General features: G+C 71.0%; 20 protein-coding genes. 7 read left to right on the top strand and 13 right to left on the bottom strand.

Features of this window, described 5'->3' with window-relative positions:
* Positions 1-24: 24 nt before the first annotated feature.
* The 5 genes from KFLA_RS25945 to KFLA_RS25965 all read right to left on the bottom strand — a co-directional run bounded on the left by KFLA_RS25945 (position 25) and on the right by KFLA_RS25965 (position 6,547).
* Positions 25-1,719 (bottom strand): S8 family serine peptidase, encoded by a 1,695-nt coding sequence (locus tag KFLA_RS25945; protein WP_012922801.1) that lies wholly within the window; start codon positions 1,717-1,719, stop codon positions 25-27.
* Between the two features lie 138 nt (positions 1,720-1,857).
* On the bottom strand, positions 1,858-2,307 hold the full coding sequence (locus tag KFLA_RS25950; protein WP_012922802.1) for a hypothetical protein: 450 nt from the start codon (positions 2,305-2,307) through the stop codon (positions 1,858-1,860).
* Between the two features lie 51 nt (positions 2,308-2,358).
* Positions 2,359-3,705, bottom strand: coding sequence for a M16 family metallopeptidase (locus KFLA_RS25955; RefSeq protein ID WP_012922803.1), 1,347 nt, complete (start codon positions 3,703-3,705; stop codon positions 2,359-2,361).
* On the bottom strand, positions 3,702-5,093 hold the full coding sequence (locus KFLA_RS25960; RefSeq protein ID WP_012922804.1) for a M16 family metallopeptidase: 1,392 nt from the start codon (positions 5,091-5,093) through the stop codon (positions 3,702-3,704). Before KFLA_RS25960 ends, KFLA_RS25955 begins: the two co-directional genes overlap by 4 nt.
* Before the next feature lie 62 nt (positions 5,094-5,155).
* A complete protein-coding gene (locus tag KFLA_RS25965; RefSeq protein WP_012922805.1) occupies positions 5,156-6,547 on the bottom strand; it encodes an MFS transporter in 1,392 nt (463 codons plus the stop codon).
* 121 nt (positions 6,548-6,668) lie between these two features.
* Here KFLA_RS25965 and KFLA_RS25970 point away from each other — a divergent pair, with 121 nt between their 5' ends.
* Positions 6,669-7,613, top strand: coding sequence for a sigma-70 family RNA polymerase sigma factor (locus KFLA_RS25970; protein ID WP_012922806.1), 945 nt, complete (start codon positions 6,669-6,671; stop codon positions 7,611-7,613).
* Between the two features lie 96 nt (positions 7,614-7,709).
* Here KFLA_RS25970 and KFLA_RS25975 read toward each other — a convergent pair whose 3' ends face one another.
* The 4 genes from KFLA_RS25975 to KFLA_RS25990 form a co-directional block, all read right to left on the bottom strand.
* A complete protein-coding gene (locus KFLA_RS25975) occupies positions 7,710-8,537 on the bottom strand; it encodes a carbohydrate ABC transporter permease (RefSeq protein WP_012922807.1) in 828 nt (275 codons plus the stop codon).
* Positions 8,534-9,475: a carbohydrate ABC transporter permease gene (locus tag KFLA_RS25980; RefSeq protein ID WP_012922808.1), complete on the bottom strand. Its 942-nt coding sequence runs from the start codon at positions 9,473-9,475 to the stop codon at positions 8,534-8,536. Before KFLA_RS25980 ends, KFLA_RS25975 begins: the two co-directional genes overlap by 4 nt.
* 45 nt (positions 9,476-9,520) lie before the next feature.
* On the bottom strand, positions 9,521-10,921 hold the full coding sequence (locus KFLA_RS25985; protein ID WP_012922809.1) for an extracellular solute-binding protein: 1,401 nt from the start codon (positions 10,919-10,921) through the stop codon (positions 9,521-9,523).
* Between the two features lie 215 nt (positions 10,922-11,136).
* A complete protein-coding gene (locus KFLA_RS25990; RefSeq protein WP_012922810.1) occupies positions 11,137-12,141 on the bottom strand; it encodes a hypothetical protein in 1,005 nt (334 codons plus the stop codon).
* Between the two features lie 99 nt (positions 12,142-12,240).
* Here KFLA_RS25990 and KFLA_RS25995 point away from each other — a divergent pair, with 99 nt between their 5' ends.
* The 4 genes from KFLA_RS25995 (at position 12,241) to KFLA_RS26010 (ending at position 17,312) form a co-directional block, all read left to right on the top strand.
* Positions 12,241-12,867 (top strand): TetR/AcrR family transcriptional regulator, encoded by a 627-nt coding sequence (locus tag KFLA_RS25995; protein ID WP_012922811.1) that lies wholly within the window; start codon positions 12,241-12,243, stop codon positions 12,865-12,867.
* A complete protein-coding gene (locus KFLA_RS26000) occupies positions 12,864-13,757 on the top strand; it encodes a phosphotransferase family protein (protein WP_012922812.1) in 894 nt (297 codons plus the stop codon). Before KFLA_RS25995 ends, KFLA_RS26000 begins: the two co-directional genes overlap by 4 nt.
* Positions 13,758-13,881: 124 nt before the next feature.
* Positions 13,882-14,736 (top strand): ABC transporter ATP-binding protein, encoded by an 855-nt coding sequence (locus KFLA_RS26005; RefSeq protein WP_012922813.1) that lies wholly within the window; start codon positions 13,882-13,884, stop codon positions 14,734-14,736.
* The gene (locus KFLA_RS26010) at positions 14,733-17,312 is read left to right on the top strand and encodes an FtsX-like permease family protein (protein WP_012922814.1); all 2,580 of its coding nucleotides are present in this window, start codon (positions 14,733-14,735) and stop codon (positions 17,310-17,312) included. The genes KFLA_RS26005 and KFLA_RS26010 overlap by 4 nt, the downstream gene beginning before the upstream one ends.
* A 129-nt stretch (positions 17,313-17,441) precedes the next feature.
* On the opposite strand, the gene KFLA_RS26015 is transcribed toward KFLA_RS26010, so the two are convergent.
* Together KFLA_RS26015 and KFLA_RS26020 are read right to left on the bottom strand one after the other, a co-directional pair.
* Positions 17,442-18,056 carry an NADPH-dependent FMN reductase gene (locus KFLA_RS26015; RefSeq protein WP_012922815.1) on the bottom strand — a complete coding sequence of 205 codons (615 nt, stop codon included), beginning with the start codon at positions 18,054-18,056 and terminating at the stop codon, positions 17,442-17,444.
* Positions 18,057-18,115: 59 nt separating this feature from the next.
* Complete coding sequence (locus KFLA_RS26020; protein ID WP_041289487.1) at positions 18,116-18,793, bottom strand: DedA family protein; 678 nt, start codon at positions 18,791-18,793, stop codon at positions 18,116-18,118.
* 132 nt (positions 18,794-18,925) lie between these two features.
* On the opposite strand from KFLA_RS26020, the gene KFLA_RS26025 reads away from it, so the two are divergent.
* Both KFLA_RS26025 and KFLA_RS26030 read left to right on the top strand, forming a co-directional pair.
* The gene (locus KFLA_RS26025; protein WP_012922817.1) at positions 18,926-20,179 is read left to right on the top strand and encodes a sensor histidine kinase; all 1,254 of its coding nucleotides are present in this window, start codon (positions 18,926-18,928) and stop codon (positions 20,177-20,179) included.
* Positions 20,170-20,829 (top strand): response regulator transcription factor, encoded by a 660-nt coding sequence (locus tag KFLA_RS26030; RefSeq protein WP_012922818.1) that lies wholly within the window; start codon positions 20,170-20,172, stop codon positions 20,827-20,829. Before KFLA_RS26025 ends, KFLA_RS26030 begins: the two co-directional genes overlap by 10 nt.
* On the opposite strand, the gene KFLA_RS26035 is transcribed toward KFLA_RS26030, so the two are convergent.
* Positions 20,830-21,393, bottom strand: coding sequence for a hypothetical protein (locus KFLA_RS26035; protein WP_012922819.1), 564 nt, complete (start codon positions 21,391-21,393; stop codon positions 20,830-20,832).
* A gap of 44 nt (positions 21,394-21,437) precedes the next feature.
* Positions 21,438-22,199 (bottom strand): SDR family oxidoreductase, encoded by a 762-nt coding sequence (locus KFLA_RS26040; protein WP_012922820.1) that lies wholly within the window; start codon positions 22,197-22,199, stop codon positions 21,438-21,440.
* Between the last annotated feature and the right edge of the window lie 42 nt (positions 22,200-22,241).

Genomic DNA, 22,241 nt, shown 5'->3' on the forward strand with positions numbered 1-22,241 from the left:
GGGTGCCGGAACCGGGCCCGGCTGTCAGTACCTGGTGACGGCGGCCCAGGCGTCGACGATGCCGTGGCCGTAGAAGCCGTTGAAGTCCCGGGTGCCCTCGCAGAGCGCGTCGAACTCCACCGACCGGCCCTCGTTCGCGTACGACACGAGCGGCGGGTTCGGGCAGGCCCGCTCCTGGGCCGTGCCGAGCAGGATCTTGCGGACCTGGTCCGGCGCCATCCCGAACGAACCGCCCCGGCCCTTCTGGCCGTACTCGCTGACGATCAGCGCGGCGACTCCGGCCGCGTGCGGTGACGCCATCGACGTCCCCTGCAGCCAGTTGTAGTACCCACAGCGCGTGTACTCCGTGACGCCGGCCGGGCACTGCTTCTGCACGCCGGCTGCCACTCCGTCAGGCGTGATCGCGCCGGCCGGGTCGACCAGTCCGGCGGCCTGCAGCGCGTTCACCGGGTACGTGGACAGGATCAGGTTCTCGTTGGTCCGGTAGTTCGGCGTGCCGAAGTAGTCGCGGAACCAGCCGCCGGGGGCCGACACCTCGGTCTGCTCGATCCCGTAGTTGGAGTAGTCCGCCTTCCTGCCCGACGGCCCGAGCGCCGAGACGCCGATCACGTGCGGGCCCTCGACCGGCAGGTCCAGACAGGTCGCGTTGTCGATCGGCCGGTTGTACGGCGGCACGTCGCCGAAGTCCGGGCTGCTGGTGTCGATGCGCGGCTTGCCGAGGTCCTCGTGGTTGTTGCCGAGCGACCCGACCAGCGTGACGCCCTTGTCGTGCGCGTACTCCAGGGCCCGGCGCATGATCCGGATCGTGGTCCGCTGCTCGGCCTGCGCCTCCGGGCTGTCGGCCGGGTTGTTGATGCAGTTGTAGAGCCACGGGTCGACGTAGAAGGACATGTTGACCACGTCCAGGCCGACGTCACCGGCGTAGGTGAGCGCGTCGCTGACCGGGCCGAGGAAGACGTAGCCGCTGTCCTGCCCGCCCCGGATCTGGACCAGCGTCACCTTCGGCGCGACGCCGGAGACCCCGAAACCGTTGGCCGCGGCACCGATCGTGCCGGCCACGTGGGTCCCGTGCCCGCTGTCGTCCCAGCCGACCGGGTCGACGCAGCCGCGGAACTCGCACGGCCCGTCCACCTCCGGCAGGTCGGCGACGAAGTTGCGGGACAGCTTCCAGTCGAAGTTCGGCGCGATGTCGGGGTTGCGGGCGTCGATGCCCGAGTCGAGCACGCCGACCTTGACCTTCTTCGTGCCTGGCTGAACCGTGCGCGCCAGGTCGGAGCGGACCATCCGCAGGCCCCACAGCTGCGCGTCCAGCGGATCCATGCCGACGGCGCGCTTGGCGGGCTTCTTGGCCGCGGCCCGGGCGGCGCCGAGGTTTTCCTGCTCGACCAGGTTCGGCTTCAGCCGCGGCAGCTTGCCGATCGGCCGGCTGCGCGCGGCGCCTTCCACCGCGGCCGACGCCGACACCCGGCTGACGAAGCCGGACGCGGCCGCGCGCACGGTGAGCGTGCCCAGGTTGGCGTTCTCCTTGATCACTTCGCCGCCGGCGGCGCGTACCGCGGCGACCGCCTGGTCCTTGTCGGCCCCCTGCTCGACCAGAACCAGGTACTCCGTGCTGCCCCCGGCAACCTCGGCTCCCGCGATGGCCGGAACCGCCAGCGTGGCGGCCACCAAGGCCGCCGCGGCCGATGCCGCACACAACGATCTACGGACGTCTCTCACGTGTGGAACCCCTCCCTGGAGTGAGTGTGACGGCCACACGCTAGGTCAGCGGTGCACGGTCCACCAGGCTCCGGGAAGGGGCCGACGTTGTCAGAATTTCCAAGCAAACAGCTGATCGCCGGACTGCCGGTCAGCAGGTCAGGAGGCGTCGGCGAAGAGCACCAGAGTCACCAGGAGGAAGAGCAGCATCAGGATCACCAGACCGAGCAGCACCGTGCCGAGAATGCCGCAGATCTTGCCGCCGACTGCCATCCCCCGGTTGTTGTAGACCCCCGGCGCGGCGTCGATCTCGGCGAGCGCCTGGTTCGCCTTCCACCACGCGAACGGAGAGATCAGCAGGATGCCGGTGACCAGCGGGATCAGGCCGAGCACCAGGGCGAGCGTGGCGTTGGAGTTGTCCCGCAGTACGCCGTACGCCGGCTGGTCGGGGAAGCCCGGCTGCAGCGGATAACTCCCGTACGCCGGCGGTCCCGGCTGCGGGTAGCCGCCCTGCTGTGGGTAGCCCTGCTGCGCGTGATCGCCGTACTGCGGAAAGGCCTGGCCCCGGGACGGGTCGGGCCGGTCCTGGGGTCGCTCACCGAACGACATGAATGCTCCTCTGCTCAGGGCCGCTGGTCCTGAGCAGAGGATGTCAGGCCCTCAGCTCAGTTCGATGACGTCGCCCAGCCCGGTCAGCTGGCCGCGAACGTCCTTGGCCTCTCCTACGACGACCACCAGCAGGCCGTTGGTTCCGACGTACCGACGGTACGCCTCGGTGGCCGACTCGGCGGTGGTGGCGGCGATCTGGGCCAGGTAGGTATCGGCGAAGTCCAGCGGGACCCCGGCCGCGATGTTGCTGCCGACCTGCTGGGCGATCGAGTCGGCCTGCTCGTAGCGCAGCGGGGCGGTTCGGATCAGGTTGTCCTTGGACTCGCTCACCTCGCGCTCGGTCAGGCCGTCGCGAGCCTCCCGCAGGATCCGCAGCGCCTCGCTGACGGCCGCCCCGGTCACCTCGGTCCGGACCGCGCCGCCGAGGCTGAACGTGCCGCCCTTGCGCGGCGCGGTGAAGCTGGACCGGGTGCCGTACGTGTAGCCCTTCTCCTCCCGCAGCACGGTGTCGACGCGCGAGGTGATGGTGCCGCCGACGACGTGGTTCGCGACCGCGGCCGTGCCCCAGATGTCCTCACGACGGTCCGGGCCCGGGCAGCCGATCAGCAGCTGGCTCTGCACCGAGCCGGGCCGGTCGACCAGCACGATCCGGTCGCCCAGCACGTACAGCGGCTCGGGCGTCTCCAGCGCGGGACCGGCCTCGGCGGTCCAGTCGCCGAACGCCTCGTCCACGATGCCGGCCACGTCCACCCCGGTCGCGTCACCGGCGAACAGGATCTGTGCCCGGGCCGGGCCGATGTTCTGCCGGTAGAACTTCGCCACCTCGACGTTGGTCAGCGGGCGGATCGTGTCCGGCGTCCCGGCGGTCGGGCGGGACCGGCGCATGCTCGGGTCGAACAGGTGCGCGGCGAACGCCTCGCGGGCCCGGTAGCCCGCGTTGGCGCGCTCCTGGTTGATCTCGCCGAGCCGGATCGTCACGTGCCGGCCGACGTCGGCCTGGTTGAACGCAGGCCGGGTGACCGCCTCCGCGAGCAGCTTCACCGCCGGCGCCAGCTGGGAGACCGGGACCGAGATCTCCACGTGCAGCGCGTCCGAGCTGACATCCACCCCGTACGCCGCGCCGTGCCGCTCGAGCGCGGCGGCGAAGTCGTTCGCCGACCGGACCTCGGTGCCCTCGTCAAGCGTGCGCGACATGATCGTGGCGACGCCTTCCAGCTCGCGCGGCTCGGCGACCAGCGGCATCGCGATCGTGACGCGCACGGTGGCGACGTACTGGCCGGGGCGGTCGAAGACGTGGACCGGCGTCCCGGCGCGGGTGTGCGTGGTCGTCGACTCCGGGAACTTCCAGGGCCGCGGCGGCGCGACGGCGGGCGGTGTGGTCAGGGCCTGGCTGTTCATTCCTGCTCCCCTGCTTCGGTGCTCGCCGGACCGGCGACGGCCGGGTCGGTCGCGGCGGTGCCGGCCGCGGCCGCCTTGGCGGCGGTGTCGGCCGCGGCGGTGTCGGCGGTCTCGGTGGTCGTGCCGGCCCGGCGGTAGGTGACCTGGGCCCGGCGGTCGGCGCGGATCCACTCGGCCGCGACCGCCTGGACCTGCTCGGCGGTGACGGCGCGGATCTCATCGATCCGGGTGTTGATCCTGTTCGGGTCGCCGAACAGCAGCGTGTGGTGCGAGATCTCGTCCGCACGGCCGGAGCAGGTGGCCAGCTGCTCGAGCCAGTCCCGCTCGGCCTGGGCCTGCACGGTCGCCAGCTCGTCGGCGGTCACGCCGTCGGTGGCCAGCTTCTCGACCTCTTCCACCAGCGCGTCCTCGACCCGCTGCAGGTCGACGCCGTCGGAGGCGATCCCGGTCAGCGTGCCGAACGACACCCCGCCGATCAGCGGCAGCGCGCCGCCCGAGACCGACTGCGCGATCTGCTCGTCGCGGACCAGCCGCCGGTTCAGCCGGCCGCTCTGCCCGGCGGCGAGAACGTCGAGCGCGAGCGCCGCGGCGTCCAGCTCCGGCGTCCCGTCGACCGGCAGCCGGAACATCATCGTGATCAGGTCCGACGGGACGTCCTCGACGACGTCGTCACGGAACACGCCCTGCAGCGGGCCGACCGTGCCGTCGGGCGCGGCCGGTGGCTGCGGGATCGCCGGCAGGTGGCCGAAGTACCGCTTGGCCGCGGCGAAGGCCTCCTCCTCGTTGACGTCGCCGACGATCGTCAGCACCGCGTTGTTCGGCCCGTAGTACGTGCGGAAGAACGCGTGCACGTCCTCGACCGAGGCGGCGTCCAGGTCAGCCATCGACCCGATCGTCATGTGCCCGTACGGGTGGCTCTCACCGAAGGCGAGCCGGACCAGCCGCTCGTACGAGTCGCCGTACGGGCGGTTGTCGTAACTCTGCCGCTTCTCCTCCTTGACCACGTCGCGCTGGTTGTCCAGGTTCTCCTGGTTGACCGCGTCGAGCAGGTAACCCATCCGGTCCGCCTCGAGCCACAGCGCGAGGTCGAGCCCGCCGCTCGGCAGCGACTCGAAGTAGTTGGTCCGGTCGAAGAACGTGCTCGCGTTGAGGCTCGCCCCGGCGGTCTCCAGCAGCCCGAAGTGCTCGCCGGACTTCACGTTGCGCGACCCCTGGAACATCAGGTGCTCGAAGAGGTGCGCGAACCCGGTCAGGCCCGGCGGCTCGTGCCGGGAGCCCACGTCGTACCAGAGGTTCACGGCGACGATGGGCACGGCGCGGTCGATGCTCACGACCACGCGCAACCCGTTGTCCAGAGTCTGCTCAACGAGCGGATACGTCAGCGGCATGCCGCCACCCTACGTGCCCGATTCCGCCGACCCACGCGCCGTTCGCCACCAGCGGAGCCGCCTCACCCGAGCTCGACCCGCCGCTCGACCGGGGTGGGGGTCGGCGCGCGGCCTGGTAGCCACAGGGCGGCGAGCGCACCGGCGAGTGAGATGAGCGCGGCGGCGACGACCGCCGGCACGAAGCCGTCGGTGAAGTCGGCAGCGGAGGCGAAGCTGCCGGCACCGGCGAAGACGGCGACGCCGACGGCGATGCCGAAGACTCCCCCGAGCTCGCGCATCATGCTGTTGACCCCGACGGCGCGGCCGATCTGGTCCGGGGCCACGGCGCCGACCACCGAACTCTGGACCGCGGGAATCGCCATCGACACACCACAGCCCGCGACCACCAGGGCCGGCACCATCGCACCGTACGGCTCTCCGGCGACCAGCGCGACCCAGCCGAGCCCGACCGCCTGCAGCACCAGGCCTCCCCCCATCAGAGGGCGTTCGCCGATCCGATCGGTGAGGGCGCCTGCCACGGGCGCGCAGAGGAAGAGCGTGACGGTCCACGGCAGCAGCCGGAGTCCGGCCTCGAAGGCTCCGTAGCCGAGCCCGGTCTGCAGGTACTGCGCGAAGAAGAAGACCGCCAGGAAGAGCGCGGCGAACGTGCAGAAGATCGCCACGTTACCGGCCGAGAAGGCGCGGGACCGGAAGAAGCCCAGCGGCATCATCGGATGCGGTGCGCGGCGCTCCCACCGGACGAAGGCGACCGCGAGCAGCACTCCGGCGACCAGCGTCACCACGGTTTCCGGGCTGCCCCAGCCGACCGTGTTGCCACGCACCAGCGCCCACACCACGGCGAACGTGCCACCGGTGACCAGCGCGACCCCGCGGAAGTCGAAGGCGCCGTCCGGCCCGAAGCTTTCCGGCAGCTTGCGCAGCGCCAGCGGTACGGCGATCAGGCCGATCGGCACGTTCAGCCAGAAGATCGCCTGCCACGCCAGGCCGTCGGCCACCGCTCCGCCGACCAGCGGCCCGAGGGCGACGCCCATCCCGGTGACGCCTTCCAGGATGCCGATCGCGGCACCGCGCCGCTCGGTCGGGAAGGCGGTGCTGACCAGCGCCAGCGCCAGCGTCGTGACCAGCGCGGCGCCGGCGCCCTGGACGACCCGGGCCGCGATCAGGGTCCCGACGTCGCCCGCCAGCGCACAGGCCGCCGAGGCGAGCGTGAACAGCGCCACCCCGGCCGCGAACATCCTGCGCCTCCCCAGCCGGTCGCCGGCCGCCGCCGCGGTCATCAGCAGGACCGCGAAGCTCAGGTTGTACGCGTTGACCGTCCATTCCAGTTCTGCGATCGAGGCGTCCAGCTCCCGCCTGATCGAGCTCAGCGCGGTGGACACCACCAGCGTGTCGAGCGCCGCCATCAGTGAGGCGACCGAGCCGAGCAGCAGGACCCACAGTTGCTTGCGGTTCACACTTTCCTCCGGTTCTCGCGAGTGCGTCACCGGTACCTACCGGCAGCGGCGGCGAGAGTCGTCGGCCCGGCAGCGACGACTTTCGGCCGGCGCCGCGGTCTGCACCGGTGGAGGAGGCACGATGCGCACAGATTTCGTCGATCGGACCGGCAGCTACCGGCGTGAGCTGCTCGCCCACTGCTACCGGATGCTCGGATCGATCCACGACGCCGAGGACCTGGTGCAGGAGACGTATCTGCGGGCCTGGCGCTCGTACGACGCCTACGATCCCGGCCGCGCCTCGCTGCGCACCTGGCTCTACCGGATCGCCACCAACGCCTGCCTGACCGCCCTCGACCAGCGCTCCCGCCGCGCGTTGCCGTCCGCGCTCGGTTCGCCGGGGTCAGATCCCGAGGGACACCTGTCGGCCGACCTGCCCGAGGTGACCTGGCTGGAGCCGTGGCCCGACATCGCGACGTCGGACCCGGCGGCGATCACGGAGTCCCGCGAGTCGCTCCGGCTGGCGCTTGTCGCGGCCCTGCAGTACCTGCCCGCCCGGCAACGAGGCATCCTGCTGCTGCGCGACGTCCTGGGCTGGCCTGCGAGCGAGGTCTCCGAACTGACCGGACTTTCCGTGCCCGCGGTGCACAGCGCCGTACGCCGGGCGCGGGCGCAGCTGGAACGGGTGATGCCCACCGACGACGGTCCGCCCGCCCTGTCCGACACCGAGCAGCAACAGTTGCTGAACCGCTACGCGCGGGCGTTCGAGACCGCCGACATCGAAACTCTGCTGCGGCTGCTGACCGTCGACGCGACCTGGGAGATGCCACCGGTGCCGGACTGGTTCTCGGGGCGGGAGGCGATCGGCCGGTTGATCGTCGCCCAGTGCGGCGCCATGAACGGAGGCGGACGGATGGTGCGCACGAGCGCGAACGGTCAACCGGCGTTCGCCCTGTACGTGAACGGCCGTGCCTACTCGCTGCAGGTGCTGACCCTCACCGGAGCCGGCATCGCAAAGGCGAACGACTTTCACGACCTGAGGGTGTTCGCGCCGTTCGGGCTGCCGCTCGAACTGGCCGGACGGTGACGACGACGCGGCGCCGCTGGAGCAGGACAGGGCGGAGCCCGGTGACCTGGGCGGGTTGGCAGGTCACCGGGCTCCGCGGAAAGGGGGCTGGGGCTACTAGCCCTTGATGGCGCCGCCGAGCGCGAAGGCGCCGCCCAGCTTGCGGCTGAGCAGGAGGTAGAGCAGCAGGACGGGGAACGTGTAGATCAGCGAGTACGCCGCCAGTTGGCCGTAGTTCGGTTCGCCGTACTGGCCGAAGAAGGTGAAGATGCTCACCGAGGCGGGCAGGCGTTCGGGCGACAGCAGCAGCATGAACGGCACGAAGAAGTTGCCCCACATGCCGATGAAGGTGAAGATCAGCACCACCGCGATGCCGGGCCACATCAGTGGCAGCACGATCCGCCGCAGCGCCTGCATGTTGCCGGCGCCGTCGACCCAGGCGGCCTCCTCCAGCGAGATCGGCACGCCGTCCATGAACGTCTTGGTCAGCCAGATCGCGAACGGCAGCGAACTGGTCGCCATGAACATGATCGTGCCGCCGATCGTGTCGACCAGGTTGAGCTGCACGAACAGCCCGTACACCGGCACCATCACCGCCGTGATCGGCAGCCCGGTGCAGAACAGCACGGTGAGCAGGAACGGCCGGTTGAACTTCGACTTGAACCGCGACAGCGGGTAGGCCGCCAGGACCGCGCAGATCATCGTCAGCAGCGCGGACCCGCCGCACAGCACGATGCCGTTGAGCACCGGCCGGTACGTCGTGTCGGTGTTCAGCACCGCCTTGAAGTTGCCCAGCGTCGCGTCGGTCGGGAACTCGACCCGCAGCCCCGCGGTCCGGTTGATCGACGCGAACAGCACCCACAGCAACGGCAGCACGAACAGCACACCGATCCCGAGCAGGACCAGGTTGGCGGTCAGCTTGCTGACCCTGTCCCGGGCGATCATGCGGCCTCCGCGTTCAGTCCACGCAGGTAGATCAGCGAGAAGACCGCGCCGATCGCCAGCATCACCAGGGCGATGGCGGTGCCGTAGCCGATCTGGGAGAAGCTGAACGCCTGCTCGTACATGTACAGCGGCAGGGTTTGGCTCTTGGTGCCGGGCCCGCCGCGGGTCATCGCGTAGATCAGGCCGAAGACGCTCAGCGTCTGCAGCGTGATCAGCATCAGGTTGGTCATGATCGCGCGGCTGATCATCGGCAGCGTGACGAAGACCAGCCGGCGCAGACCGGCCGCGCCGTCCATCTCGGCCGACTCCTCGATCTCCTTCGGCACCTCGCTCAGCGCCGCGGAGTACACCAGCATCGAGAACGCCGTACCGCGCCAGATGTTGGCGATCGAGACGGCGATGATCGGGGCCGCGTACAACCAGTCCTGGCCGGGCAGGCCGACCTTGTCCAGCATCACGTTCAGCGTGCCGTCGGTGTTGAAGAAGGCGCTGAGCAGGTACGCCGCGACCACCTCCGGCAGCACCCAGGCGCCGATCACGGCGGTGCCGACGAAGTTGCGGACCAGCTTGCTGGACCGGCGCATCAGCAGCGCCAGCCCGAGGCCGAGGGTGTTCTGGCCGATGATCGCGGAGATCAGCGTGAACACCAGCGTCAGCCAGATCGAGTTGGTGAACGCGCTGCTGCCGAACGCCTTGCGGAAGTTGTCCAGTCCGACGAACTGGACGTTGTTCGCGCCGGTGCCGGTCAGCGCCATGTTGGTGAACGCCGCGTAGATGCAGTAGATGATGGGGCCGGCCAGGAAGACCAGCATCAGCCCGATGGCCGGTGCCAGTGGCAACATCTTGACCAGCTTGGCGCCGCGCGGGCGCCCGCCCCGCCCGGTCTGGCGACCGGACGGAGCAGGTGCGGCGGCGGCAGGTGCGACAGTCGTCGTCACAGAACTGTCCCTTCGTCAGGGCCTGTCGTCAGGGGACGGAAGCGCCTACTGGCCTTGACTCTGGGTGGTGGTCTTGTCCTTGCCGACGATGCTCTCGACCGCCTCGTCGTAGTTCTTGGCGGCTTCCTCCGGCGACGACTGCTTGGTCATCACCGCCTCCATCGCGGTGATGATCTCGTTCGACACCTTCGGGTACTCCGGCAGCGCCGGACGGTACACGGTCACCGCCACCAGGTCGGTGAAGAACTGCGTGCTCTTGGCCGACGACTTGTAGCCGGCGTCCGCGGCGACGTCCTTGCGGACCGCGATCTGCGCGCCCTCGGTGGCGTACTTGGTCGCGTTCTTCTGCGTCTGCAGGGTCTTGATGAAGTTCCAGGCCGCGTCCGGGTTCTTCGACTTGGCCGGGATTGCCCAGGTCCAGCCGCCGGACAGGCTGACCTTGCCCTTGCCACTGCCGTCCTGGGTCGGCATCGCGGCCTGGCCGAGCACCTCGGTCCACTGCGGCCACGGCTTGGCGCCGGTCTTCTGCCAGTTGTTGTACAACCAGGAGCCGTCCAGCGCGATCGCCAGCTTGCCGTTCGGCAGCAGGTCGCTGCCGACCTTGTTGCCCCAGTTCGGGTCCAGCGACTGCTTCGGCTGCGGCGCGATGCCCTCGTCGAAGATCGTCTTGATGAAGTTCAGCGAGTCCTTGAAGCCCTGGCTGCCGACGACCCACTTCTGCTGGTCGAAGTTGTAGAGCGTGTCCTTGGTGCCGTAGAGCAGCATCTCCAGGCCCTGCATGGCCGAGGCCTCACCCATCGGCTTGCCGGAGTACACGTTCAGCGGGATGACGCCGGGCACCTTTTGCTTGATGGTGCGGGCCGCGGTCAGCACCTCGTCCCAGTTCTTCGGCTGCCACTCGGCGGGCAGGCCGGCCTTGGCGAAGATCTCCTTGTTGTACCAGAGCGCCCGGGTGTCGGTGCCGTCCGGAATCCCGTACGTCTTGCCGTCCTGCGCCTTCGCCGCGCCCTTGGCGGTCTCCTCGAACTGGCTCCAGTCCGGCCAGTCCTTGAGGTAGTCGTCGAGCGGCTTGAGGTACCCCGCGGTGATGTCGGAGTTGATCAGGAAGGTGTCCTCGTAGACGATGTCCGGCGCCGTGTTCGGCGAGCGCATCATCAGCTGCAGCTTGGTGTAGTAGTCGTTCTCGCTCGCCACGATCGGCACGATCTCGACCGTCGAGCCGGGGTTGGCCGCCTCGAACTCGGCCTTGGCGCCGGTGAGGAACTTCTTCATCACCGTGCCGGGGCCCCACTGCTGGTAGGCGATCTTGATGTTCGCCGGACCGGCGCTCGACGCGCCTGCCTCGGGCGTCTTGGTGGTCGATCCCTGGCCACAGGCCGAAACCCCCAGCAGGAGTGCGCCCAGGGCGAGTGCACCCGCCCGTTTGAAACCGAAACTCTTGACCATCACGTCCACCTTCGGGCAATCGTTGTCATCCCGGTACCACCGCTCGAACCCAGCGGGCTTTCCCGTGACCGTAGGAGGCTCAGACCAGTGAAGTCAATGGTTGACAGACAACGTTGTCCGCGCAGTCAACGCGCTGAGCGGTGACCGGCCCGGTAACAATCCGATCACCGCTACGGCGGACGCCGGTGACCGTGCGGCCGTCCGGCGGACGGCGGTCAGACGGTGACGGCCGACGCCTCGGAGCGGGCGCTGACCACGCGCCGCGACCGGGTCGCACCGAGTCCGCACAGCGCGAGGCCGAGCAGCAGCCAGGCCCCCAGGACCAGCAGCGGACGCCCCGCGCCGGCTCCGTCGAAGAAGCTCACCGAGCGCAACGCCGTACCGGCGGCTCCGGGCGGGAGGAACTGGCCGAGTGAGCCCCAACCGCTCGGCAGCATCTCAGGCGCGCTGGACAGGCCCGACAGCGGGTTGCCGAGCAGCATCATGACGGCCGCGCCCAGCCCGAGGCCCGCCGTGCCGAGCAGCCATTCCAGGCCGAGCAGGGTCAGACTGATCGCCGCGATCGAGAGCCCGATCACGCCGGCGTTGCCCCAGTAGCTACCCTCCAGGGACCCGAGCCAGAACTGCAGGACCGCGGTCAGCGCGAGCGCGCCGGCGACGGCGAATCCCAGCGCCCCGACCACCCGGGTCGCGCCGGCCTTGGCGAAGTTGATCAGCCCGACGGCCGCCATGATGCCGCCGATGACCAGCGGCAGGGCACCCGCCGCCAGGCCCGCACCCCGGGGATCGTCGGCGGGCAACGGAACCACGTCGGTGACCTTCGGCGCCTGCTGCGGATTCTGCGCCGCAAGGCGGCCCGACAGCTGGGTGAGCAGCTGCGCCACGGCCGGACCCGCCGCCGAGGCAGTGAGCAGCTCGGGCGCCTGCTGGTCGAGCACGATCGCGCCGTACACGTCCCGGTCCTCGATCGCCTGGACAGCGGCGGCGCGGTCGGCGACCGGCTCGATCGCGAATCCGCCGGGCATCGCCTGCTCGAGCGCACCGGTCACCTGGGCGACGGCCTGCTGCGGACCGACGACCGCGAGCGGCACGTCGCGGGGCGCGGAGCGTGCGGCCGGCCAGGCGAACGCGATCAACAGCACCGTGAGGACCGCGGTCAGCACCAGGACGACGGCCGCCACGGGCGGGCGGCGAGGCTCGACGGAGGTGTCGGTGGACATGGGCAACTCCTTAAAAACGAATGACCGTTCTTTATTGAGCTGAGCCTGGCCCAGCGGTCTCGGCTTGTCAAGAACGGACATTCGTTTTATGTTCCGGGCATGCCCAAGGTCAGCGACGAGTACCGGCTCGCCCGCCGTCAGCAGATCGTCGCGGCCGGCCGGCGCTGCGTGTCCGCGCACGGGTTCCACAAGACGACGATGGCCGACGTCATCCGCGAGTCGGAGTTGTCCGCGGGCGCGGTGTACGGCTACTTCAAGAGCAAGGACGAGATCGTCGCCGCGATCGCCGACGAGGCGCTCGGCACCGTCGACGAGCTGTTCCGGACCATCCTGGCCGACGAGCGGCCGCTCGCGCCGGCCGAGGTGATGCGCACGATCCTCGAGCACGTGATCACGCTCGCCGAACGCCCCGGCGGCGACGTCACCCGGATCGCCTTGCAGGCCTGGGCCGAAGCCGTGCACAACACCGCGATCGCGGCTCTCGCCCGGGAGAAGTACACGCTGGTGCGCAACCACTACGTCACCGTCGTACGCCGCGCGCAGGCCGACGGCACGGTCGACCCCGACGTCGACGCCGACCACGTCGGCCAGGTGCTGTTCGGCATGCTGCCCGGCTTCGTCCTGCAGCGGCTGGTACTGGGCGACGTGACCGTGGACAGCTACGCCGCGGGCATCACCGCTCTGCTCGGCGGGCCGCCTGCGCAGCAGACCGGAGAGCGAGGGTGAAGCGGGCGCTGGACCGAGCGGGCATCGTCGCCGTGCTGGACCGCGCCGGGATCGCGCCCGGGGGGCTCACGGCGTACGAGGAACTGACCGAAGGCACGTACAACTCGGTCTACCGGCTGACGGTCGACGCCCAGGAGCTCGTGCTGAAGTACGCGCCGGATCCGTCCGGGCCTGGGCTGACGCACGAGCAGGGGCTGATCGAGACCGAGACCGCGTTCTACCGGGCGGCCCGGGGCAAGGCGCCGGTGCCCGAGGTGGTGCGGGCCGGGGACGACTTCCTGCTGATGACAGCGCTGCCCGGGACGACGTTGCAGAGCGCCGGCGAGGAGCGGACGCGGTACCGCCGGGAGCTCGGGGCGATCGTGCGAAGGCTGCACGAGGTCACCGGGTCCGACGGCTTCGGGTATCCGCAGCGGGGGCTGGTGCCGAGCTGGTCCGCGGCGTTCCTGGGGATGATGGACGATGTGCTCGCCGACGCCGCCCGCTTCGGGGTGGCGCTGCCGGACGAGGTGTCGCGCCGGCTGGTGCTCGACCGGATCGACCTGCTGGACGGCGTACGGACGCCGCGGTTGGTCCACTTCGACCTGTGGGACGGCAACATCCTGGTCGCGGGCGGGCGAATCACCGGGCTGATCGACGGGGAGCGGGCGTTCTGGGGCGACCCGGTGGCGGAGTTCGTGTCGCTGACGCTGTTCAGCGCGGTGGACGACGAACTGGTCGCGGGTTACGGCTCGGACGTCGACCGCGAGCGGTTGGCGCTCTACCGGGTCTACCTGTACCTGATCATGCTGGTCGAGGGCACTCCGCGCGGCTACGAAGGACCGGAGCGCGACGGCACGGTGAAGCTGATCGAGCGGCACCTCGCGCAGGAGCTCGCCATCCTGCGGTAGGCCTAGCACCACCGCGACCGGCGGCCCAGCTCCCTGGGACGGGCCGCCGGCTCTCCGTAGCGTCGGCTACGTCGGCCGGGACACCTCCGGCGCGGCGTAACCAGACGCACAGAAGAGGCCACGCATGAGGCGCACGCAGGAAACCATCGAGAGGTCGGCGGACTCCGTCGTCCTGCAGGACGTCCGCCGGGTGTACGGCAAGGGCGGCGGCGCGGTGGTCGCGCTCGACGGGGTCAGTATCAGCTTCGCGCGCGGCACGTTCACCGCGGTGATGGGGCCGTCCGGGTCGGGCAAGAGCACGTTCCTGCACTGTGCCGCGGGACTGGACCGGCCGACGTCCGGCTCGGTGCAGATCGACGGCCGGCCGCTGGCCGGGCTGAAGGAGCGGCAGCTGACCGAGCTGCGCCGGGAGCGGATCGGGTTCGTCTTCCAGTCGTTCAACCTGCTGCCCGCGCTGACCGTCTGGCAGAACGTCACGCTGCCCCAGGAGCTCGACGGCCGGCGGACGAACCGGGCCGCGGTCACCGAGGTGCTCGAGCGGGTCGGGCTCGGCGACCGGCACAAGCACCGTCCGGGCGAGCTGTCCGGCGGTCAGCAGCAGCGGGTCGCGATCGCCCGGGCCCTGGTCGCCCGGCCGGCGGTCATCTTCGCCGACGAGCCGACCGGCGCGCTGGACACGCAGACCGCGGCCGACGTGCTCGAGCTGCTGCGCGAACCGGTCCGCAGCCAGGGCCAGACCGTCGTGATGGTGACCCACGACCCGGTCGCCGCGTCGTACGCCGACCAGGTGGTCTTCCTGGCCGACGGACGGCTGGCCGGCAACCTGATCGCGCCCACGGCCGAGCAGGTCGCCGACCGCCTCACCCACCTCGGCGCCCGCGCCGCCCGGGCCCGAACCGCGCACGCCGAGACCAGCTCTGCCTCCTCCTCCTCCTCCTCCGCCGCCGCCGACGACCAGCGGCTGGTGGCCGGGCGATGATCAAGCTCGCACTGCGCACGCTGCGCTTCCGCAAGGGCGGTTTCGTCGCGACCTTCGTCGCCGTCGTCTTCGGCACGATGATCGTGCTCGCCTGCGGCGGCCTGATGGAGACCGGGATCCGCGCCAACGTCTCCGCCCAACGCCTGGCCGCCGCCGATCTGGTGGTCACCGGCAACCAGTCCCACCAGCGGCCCGGCGCCGACGAGTCCACCCCGCTGCCCGAGCTCGTCGGCGTTCCGGCCGAAGCAGCCGCCAAGCTCCGCGCGGTGGACGGTGTCCAGGAGGTCATCGGCGACCTCACCTTCCCCACTCCCCTGCTGTCCCAGGGCACCTCCACTTCCGGCGGCTCCGGCGATCCGGCCCGCTCCGCGGCGCAGCCGAAGATTGTTTCGGCCGAGGGGCACGCGTGGGCCTCGGCGCGGCTCGCGCCGTACCGGCTGGTCTCCGGCGCCGCGCCGACCGCCGCCGGTGACGTCGTGCTGGACTCGGCCAGTGCCCGCGCGGCCGGCGCGACCGTCGGGTCCCGGATCACCCTGCTCACCAACGGCGAACCCACGTCGTACGCCGTGCGCGGCCTCGCCGACGGTCCTGCCGGGCACACCTTCTTCTCCTCCGCCGAAGCGTCCCGGCTGTCCGGCCGCCCCGGCAGCTACTCCACCCTCGGCCTCGTCATTGCCCCTGGCAAGGACGTCGCCGCGGTCAAGCAGGCCGTCGAGTCCGCGACCGAGGACCTGCCCGGTGGCCGGCTCAGCGTGCACTCCGGCGCCGACCGCGGCATCGCCGAGCACCCCGAGGCAGCCGGCTACCGGGAGGCGATGATCGCGATCGCCGGTTCGTTCGGCGGCATTGCGACGCTGACGATGATGTTCGTCGTCGCCTCCACGCTGGCGCTGTCCGCGCAGCACCGCGAGCGCGAGTTCGCGCTGCTGCGCAGCATCGGCACCACCCCCGGCCAGGTCCGCCGGATGATCCTCGGCGAGTCCCTGCTGGTCTCCCTTCCCGCGGTTCTCGTCGGCCTGGTCCCCGGCTGGCTGCTCGGCCGCTTCCTGTTCGACCAGCTGGCCGAGCACGGCGTCGCCTCCCCGGTGATGGAGTTCCGCCAGGGCTGGATCCCGTTCGAAGCCGGCGCCGGAGCCGCCGTCCTGGCCGCCGTCGGCGCTGCCCTGATCGCCGCCCGCAAGTCGGCCCGGATCAAGCCGGTCGAAGCCCTGGTCGAGGCCGGCCTGCAGCGCAAGTGGTTCAGCTGGCCGCGGCTCGTGCTCGGCCTGCTCGCGCTCGGCGGCGCGACGGCGCTGATGATCATCACCGCCACCGTCATGACCGGTCCACTCGCTGCGGCCACCGCCGGCCCGGCCGTGCTCTGCTGGGCGATCGGCATCACCCTGCTCGGCCCGTTCTGGACCCGCCTCACCCTCGCCCTGCTCCGCTGGCCCTTGTACGCCGTGAGCCGCGTCAACGGCCGGCTCGCGATCGTCAACGTGACGGCGCGCTCGGTGGCGGTGTCGGCGGCGGTGATGCCGGTCATGCTGGCGGTCGGCATCTCGACGGCCAACCTCTACATGCAGACGACCCAGGTCCATGCCGCCGAGCAGGCCTTCACCAAGGAGCTGAACGCCGACGCCGTGCTGGTGTCCAGCACCGGCACGGGTCTTCCGGCGTCGTTGGCGGCCGAGGTCCGGACCGTTCCGGGTGTCGCGGGCGCCTCGTCGTACGTCACCAGCCGGGGCGCCGTCGACGAGCCCCGCAACGCGCCCTTCGACCAGGACGGGCCGCTGCTGCAGGGCTTCGACGCGCAGGGCGTGAACGGGCCGGCCCCGCTCCGGGTGACGTCGGGATCGCTGGAAGGCTTGACCGGGGCCACGATCGCGGTGCCGGACCGGATGGTGGAGAAGACCGGCCGTGGCATCGGCTCATCGGTCAAGCTGACGCTTGGCGACGGTACTCCGGTCGATCTGCGGGTGATCGCAACCTTCGCCGCCGAGCCCGGCTACGAGAGTCTCGTCCTGCCGGCCGAGCTGCTCGCCGCGCACACCACCGATCGGCTGGCGCCGCAGATCCTGGTCCGCTACGCGCCCGGCACCGACCCGGCTCCGGCGCTGGCGCAGCTCGCCGCGTCGCGTCCCGGCGTCCAGGTCGCCGGGCGGGACGCGCTGATCGAGGGCAACAGCGCCGACCTCAAGACCCAGGCCTGGGTCAACTATCTGCTCGTCGGCCTGCTGATCGGCTACACCGCGGTCTCGGTGGTGAACACCCTGGCCTCGGCCACGATCCGCCGGCGACGGGAGTTCGCCCTGCAGCGGCTGACCGGCTCCACCCGCGGGCAGGTGCTGCGGATGCTGACTACTGAGAGCACCTTGGTCGCAGCGGCCGGCACCGTGCTGGGCACCGCGATCGCGCTGGCGACACTGATCCCGTACAGCGCGTCCGTGTCGGGCTCCGGTGTGCCGCACGGCCCGTGGTTGATCTACCTCGTGATCATCGGCGCGGCGGCGGGCCTGACGTACCTGGCCACCTTGATCCCGGCGGCCGGCGTCCTGCGATCCAGCCCGGCGGAGAGCGTCGCCCGGCCGGACTGACCGGATCAGAAGGAGCCCGGAACGTGGCCGCTCCCACCGGAGCTCAGGTGTGCCTCGGGTGATCGGGCGCGGGTGTCCCGCTTCCTGATCCGCTGGTCGTCTCGGAGACGGCGGTGAGCCGGCCCCCGCCTACTGGGCGGGGGTCGGCTCCGCGACCGGTTGCAGCGCGATCGTCGTGGCCTGCACGATGCTCGCGTTCTGGCGGATCCAGCCGGACAGCACGACCTGCAGGTCCTCCAGCTCCCGCTCCTCCAGCACCACCCCGGGCACCGGCACACTGGCCCCCAGCTCGGCCAGCACCGGCCGCAGATGCTGGTCGGCGAGCAGCTTGTGCGACGGCGCCGCCGACACCGTCACCGGAACCACCACCGCCCCGGCCAGCGCCTGCGGCCGCAACACGTCGAGGAAGCTCTTCAGCAAGCCGGTGTAGCTGCCTTTGTAGACCGGAGTCGCCACCACCAGCACCGAGGCCGAAGACACCAGATCCACTGCGTCACCCAGCGCGGCCCGCTGCGCCTCGACCGCGTCCTCCCCCTGGAAGATGGCCGGCGCGAACGTGACCAGATCCACCAGATCGTCCATCCGGTACGGCGTACCGAGCTCGGAGGCGAGCAGTTCCGCGACGGACGCCGCCGCGGCCGCGGTCCGGGAGCCGGCCTTCGGGTTGCCCACCACGGTGACGACGGGCTGCGGCCACACCGGCGGGTTCGCGACGATCCGGGGCTCGAAGGCGACTGACGGCATCGGGACCTCTTCCAACAGCTTCGGCAGTGAGGTCTCGAGCGTAACCAAAGTCGAGCGGACTACTTGACTTTCTCAGGATCCGAACGCCGGGCCTTCACCTTGACCACGACGAACCAGGTCACCGCCAGGACCGCCGCGGCGATCACCACCCACTGGAACACCCCGATGTAGGACTCCACCACGTGCCACTGCTCGCCGAGCAGGTAGCCGGCGACGATGAGCCCCGTGTTCCAGATCCCGCTGCCGAGCGTGGTCAGCGCGACGAACAGCAGCAGGGACATCCGCTCCACCCCGGCCGGGATCGAGATCAGGCTGCGCACCACCGGCACCAGCCGGCCGATCAGCACCGCCTTCGGGCCGTGCCGCACGAACCACTGCTCGGCCTTGTCGACGTCCTCCACCTTGACCAGCGGCAGGCTGCCGGCCAGCGCCCTGGTCCGGTCCCGGCCGAGCACCGCGCCCACGCCGTACAGGGCCAGTGCGCCGACGACCGAACCGAGGGTGGTGAACAGGATCGCGCTGACCAGCCCGAGATCGCCGCGGTTGGCGGCGAACCCGGCCAGCGGCAGGATCACTTCACTGGGCAGAGGGGGGAACAGGTTCTCCAGAGCCACCGCGAGGCCCGCACCCGGCGCCCCCAGCTTCTCCATCATGTCGATGGCCCACCCGGCCACCCCACCGGTCGGCTCCTGCGTCAACTGCAGCGCGGTCATCATCACCTGGTTCGTCGAGATCATGGGGTCGACGCTAGGCGCGCGGACCAGGTCCACGCCCTGCGGTCGACCGTTGTCTTCGCTCGGCATCTCCACAGTACAGAACTGCGGAAAACCCCAGTCCGCACCGATCCGGTGCCCACTAGCCTTGCCACCATGCACGATGACCGGCGCCGCGCGCTGCCTCCGCTGCTGACGCGCAGCGGCCGAACGCTGACCGGCGTCACGCTCGGATCCTTGCTGGCGCTGGTGGAAATGCTGCTGGCCGGCGTCGCGGTGCTGTTCCTGCTCCCGGCCGTCGCCGCGCCGCGGTCGCGCGGCCGGCTGCTCGCCGTCCTGCATCGTTGCGCAGGGCAACTCGCTGCCGTCGAGCAGCGCCGGCTCGCCCGCTTCCACGCCACCGGCGACCTCGGCCCGTACTCCGGCCGCCAGGCGTTCGGGTACGTCGTACGGCGCTGGCCGCTCGGGCTGCTCGGCGGGTTCGTGCTGATGCTCCTGCTGTTCGGCCTGCTGGTCGCCGCGTCCATGGTCAGCGCCTGGATCCTCGGCGGCAGCTGGGCCTTCATCGAGGAGGGCGAGGGCCGGGTCAGCACCGCCACGATGGCGACGGTCGCGATTCCCGGGCTGGTGCTGCTCTACCTCGCGGTGATGGGCATCGTCGGCGTCGCCGAGCTCGACGTCCGGCTGGCCCGGCAGCACCTGACCCCGTCGGCCGAGGACGTGCTCAGCCGGCGCGTCTCCGAGCTGACGCTGAGCCGCAAGGAGGTCGTCCAGGTCGTCAACGAGGAACGGCGCCGGATCGAGCGCGACCTGCACGACGGCGTGCAGCAACGCCTGGTCGCACTGGGCCTGCTGCTCAGCCGAGCCCGCCGGACCAGCGACCCGGCTGTTGCCGCGGAGCTGGTCCGCCAGGCGCACGAGGAGTCCCAGCAGGCGCTCGGCGACCTGCGCGACGTCGCCTGGCGGGTCTACCCGACCGCGCTGGACCAGCTCGGTCTGCGCGACGTGCTCGCCGTACTGGCCGAACGCTCGGGCATCCCGATCACGCTGCGGTACGACCTGGCCGACCGGCCGCCGGCGCCGATCGAGACGGTCGCGTACTTCGTCGTCTCCGAGGCACTCACCAACGCGACCAAGCACTCGGCGGCGACCCGCATCGACATCAGCCTCACCGCCCAGTCCTGCACCGGCGACAGGGTGGAGCCGGCGCTCGCCGAGGACCCACCGCCGCGCGACACTCCGGGCCGGATCGTTGTCACCGTCACGGACGACGGGAAGGGCGGCGCGGACCCGGGCGGCCGGGGACTCACCGGACTCGCCGGGCGGGTCGCCGCCTCCGAGGGCACCTTCACCGTCGACAGCCCGCCCGGCGGACCCACCACGATCAAAGCGGAGCTGCCATGCGGGTGATCCTCGCCGACGACTCGACCCTGCTGCGGGAGGGCCTCGTCCGGCTGCTGCTGGAGGAGGGCCACGAGGTTCCGGCCGCGGTCGGCGACGGCGACGCGCTGGTTGCCGCCGTCCGGGACGCCGCGGCCGCCGACGCGCTGCCCGACGTCGTGGTCGTCGACGTCCGGATGCCGCCCACGCACACCGACGAGGGTCTGCGCGCCGCCCTGACGATCCGCGCGAACTGGCCGACGGTCGGCGTTCTCGTGCTCTCGCAGTACGTCGAGAAGTCGTACGCCGGTGAACTGATCACGTCCGCCGAGCAGCGCATCGGCTACCTGCTGAAGGACCGGGTGATGCGGGTCGAGGAGTTCCTGGAGGCCCTCGACCGGGTCGGCCAGGGCGGGGTCGCGCTGGACCCCGAGGTCGTCCGCCAGTTGCTGTCCCGCACCACGCACACCGATCCGCTCGCCAAGCTCACCGCCCGGGAACGCGAGGTGCTCGCCAAGATGGCCGAGGGCCACAACAACGCCCGCCTCGCCGAGCAGCTGCACATCTCCCCCAGCGCGGTGGAGAAGCACGTCAACTCGATCTTCGACAAGCTCGCCCTCTACGCCGACGGCGGCGTCAACCGCCGCGTCCTCGCCGTCGTCACCTACCTGACCACCTGATCAGGTCCGCAGGCGACGGTTCCACCAGGCCGGGGATCGCCGGGCCTGGGCACGCAGCCGCGCGATCTCCCAGTGCTGAGCCGCACCGAGAACAGGCACGGCGAGAGCAGCGAGAGCCAGGCCCGCCGGGCGGCCGCCCCGGCTTTCCCGGAGCAAGCCGGCCACGGAGGCCACCGCCGAACCATAGAGAATCACGTTGTACGCCGGCGTCAGCCGCGGGCCCAGGTCCTCACAGTCCGCAAGCCACGGGAGCACGAATCGACGGTGACGGGCAGCCGACTCCGCCTTCGGCCAGCTGGAGAGGTGAGCAACGAAGGCGCCGATCCCGAGCCCGTTCACCAGCCCGGCCCAGCGGCCTGCCGGCTCGGCTGTCGACCAGCCCGCGGCGCGCCTGATCCCAGCGGCCCCCGCGGTTGCCCACAACCCGGCGGCGGGCGCGGCGCCCACCACCGAGGCGAGCGGCATACCGACCCCCGCGCCGAGCTCGAAGAACACGTGCCCCGTCAGACCGGCCACACCGAGACCGGTGTACGGAGTCCGTCCGTGCCCGTCAGACCGAGCCATGGAAACCCAGTACCCGGCCGCCAACCCGCCGGGCCTGCGAACGCCTAGCCGAACCGCGGTCCGAGGTGCAGGCCCCCGCTGGCATCCAGGAGCTGGCCGGTCAGCCAGCGGGCGTTCTCGGAGGCCAGGAACGCGACCACGTCGGCGATGTCCTCGGCGCTGCCCAGCCGGCCCAGCGCGGTGAGTTCGGCGATGGAGGGCTCGAGGCCGGTGAAAAGCTCCGCGTTCGCGTCGGTCCTCGTGGCGCCGGGGGCGACGGCGTTCACGGTGATACGGCGCGGACCGAGCTCCTGGGCCAGGGTGCGGGTCATCACCTCGAGCGCGCCCTTGGTCATCGCGAAGGAGGTCTGGGTCGGGTTGGCCATCCGGGTCGCCACCGACGAGATGTTGACGATCCGGCCGCCGTCGGCGAGCAGCGGAAGGGCCTGCTGGACGATGAAGTACGGCGCCCGCACGTTCACCGCGAAGAGCCGGTCGAACTGTTCCGGGGTGTCGCCGGCCATCGGCCCGGCCGGCGAGGCGGCCGCGTTGTTGACCAGCACGTCCAGCGACCGGCCGTCCAGCGCCTGCCGCACGGCGGCGATCAGCTCATCGGCGCCGGTGGAGCTTGCGAGGTCGGCCCGGACGGCGGACGCCGTACCGCCCGCTTGCTCGATCCGGTCGACCGTCTCCCGCGCGCCGGTCTCGCCGCCGTGGAAGTGCACGACCACCCGGGCACCGTCCGCGGCCAGCCGCTCCGCGACAGCGCGCCCGATGCCGCGGGACGCACCCGTCACCAGCGCCGTCCTGCCGTTCGGTTCGTTCATGCTCTGTCCCTCTCCCGAAGCCAAAAAGTGTTAGTCACTAAC

It is taken from the genome of Kribbella flavida DSM 17836 (assembly GCF_000024345.1).
GTDB lineage: Bacteria > Actinomycetota > Actinomycetes > Propionibacteriales > Kribbellaceae > Kribbella > Kribbella flavida.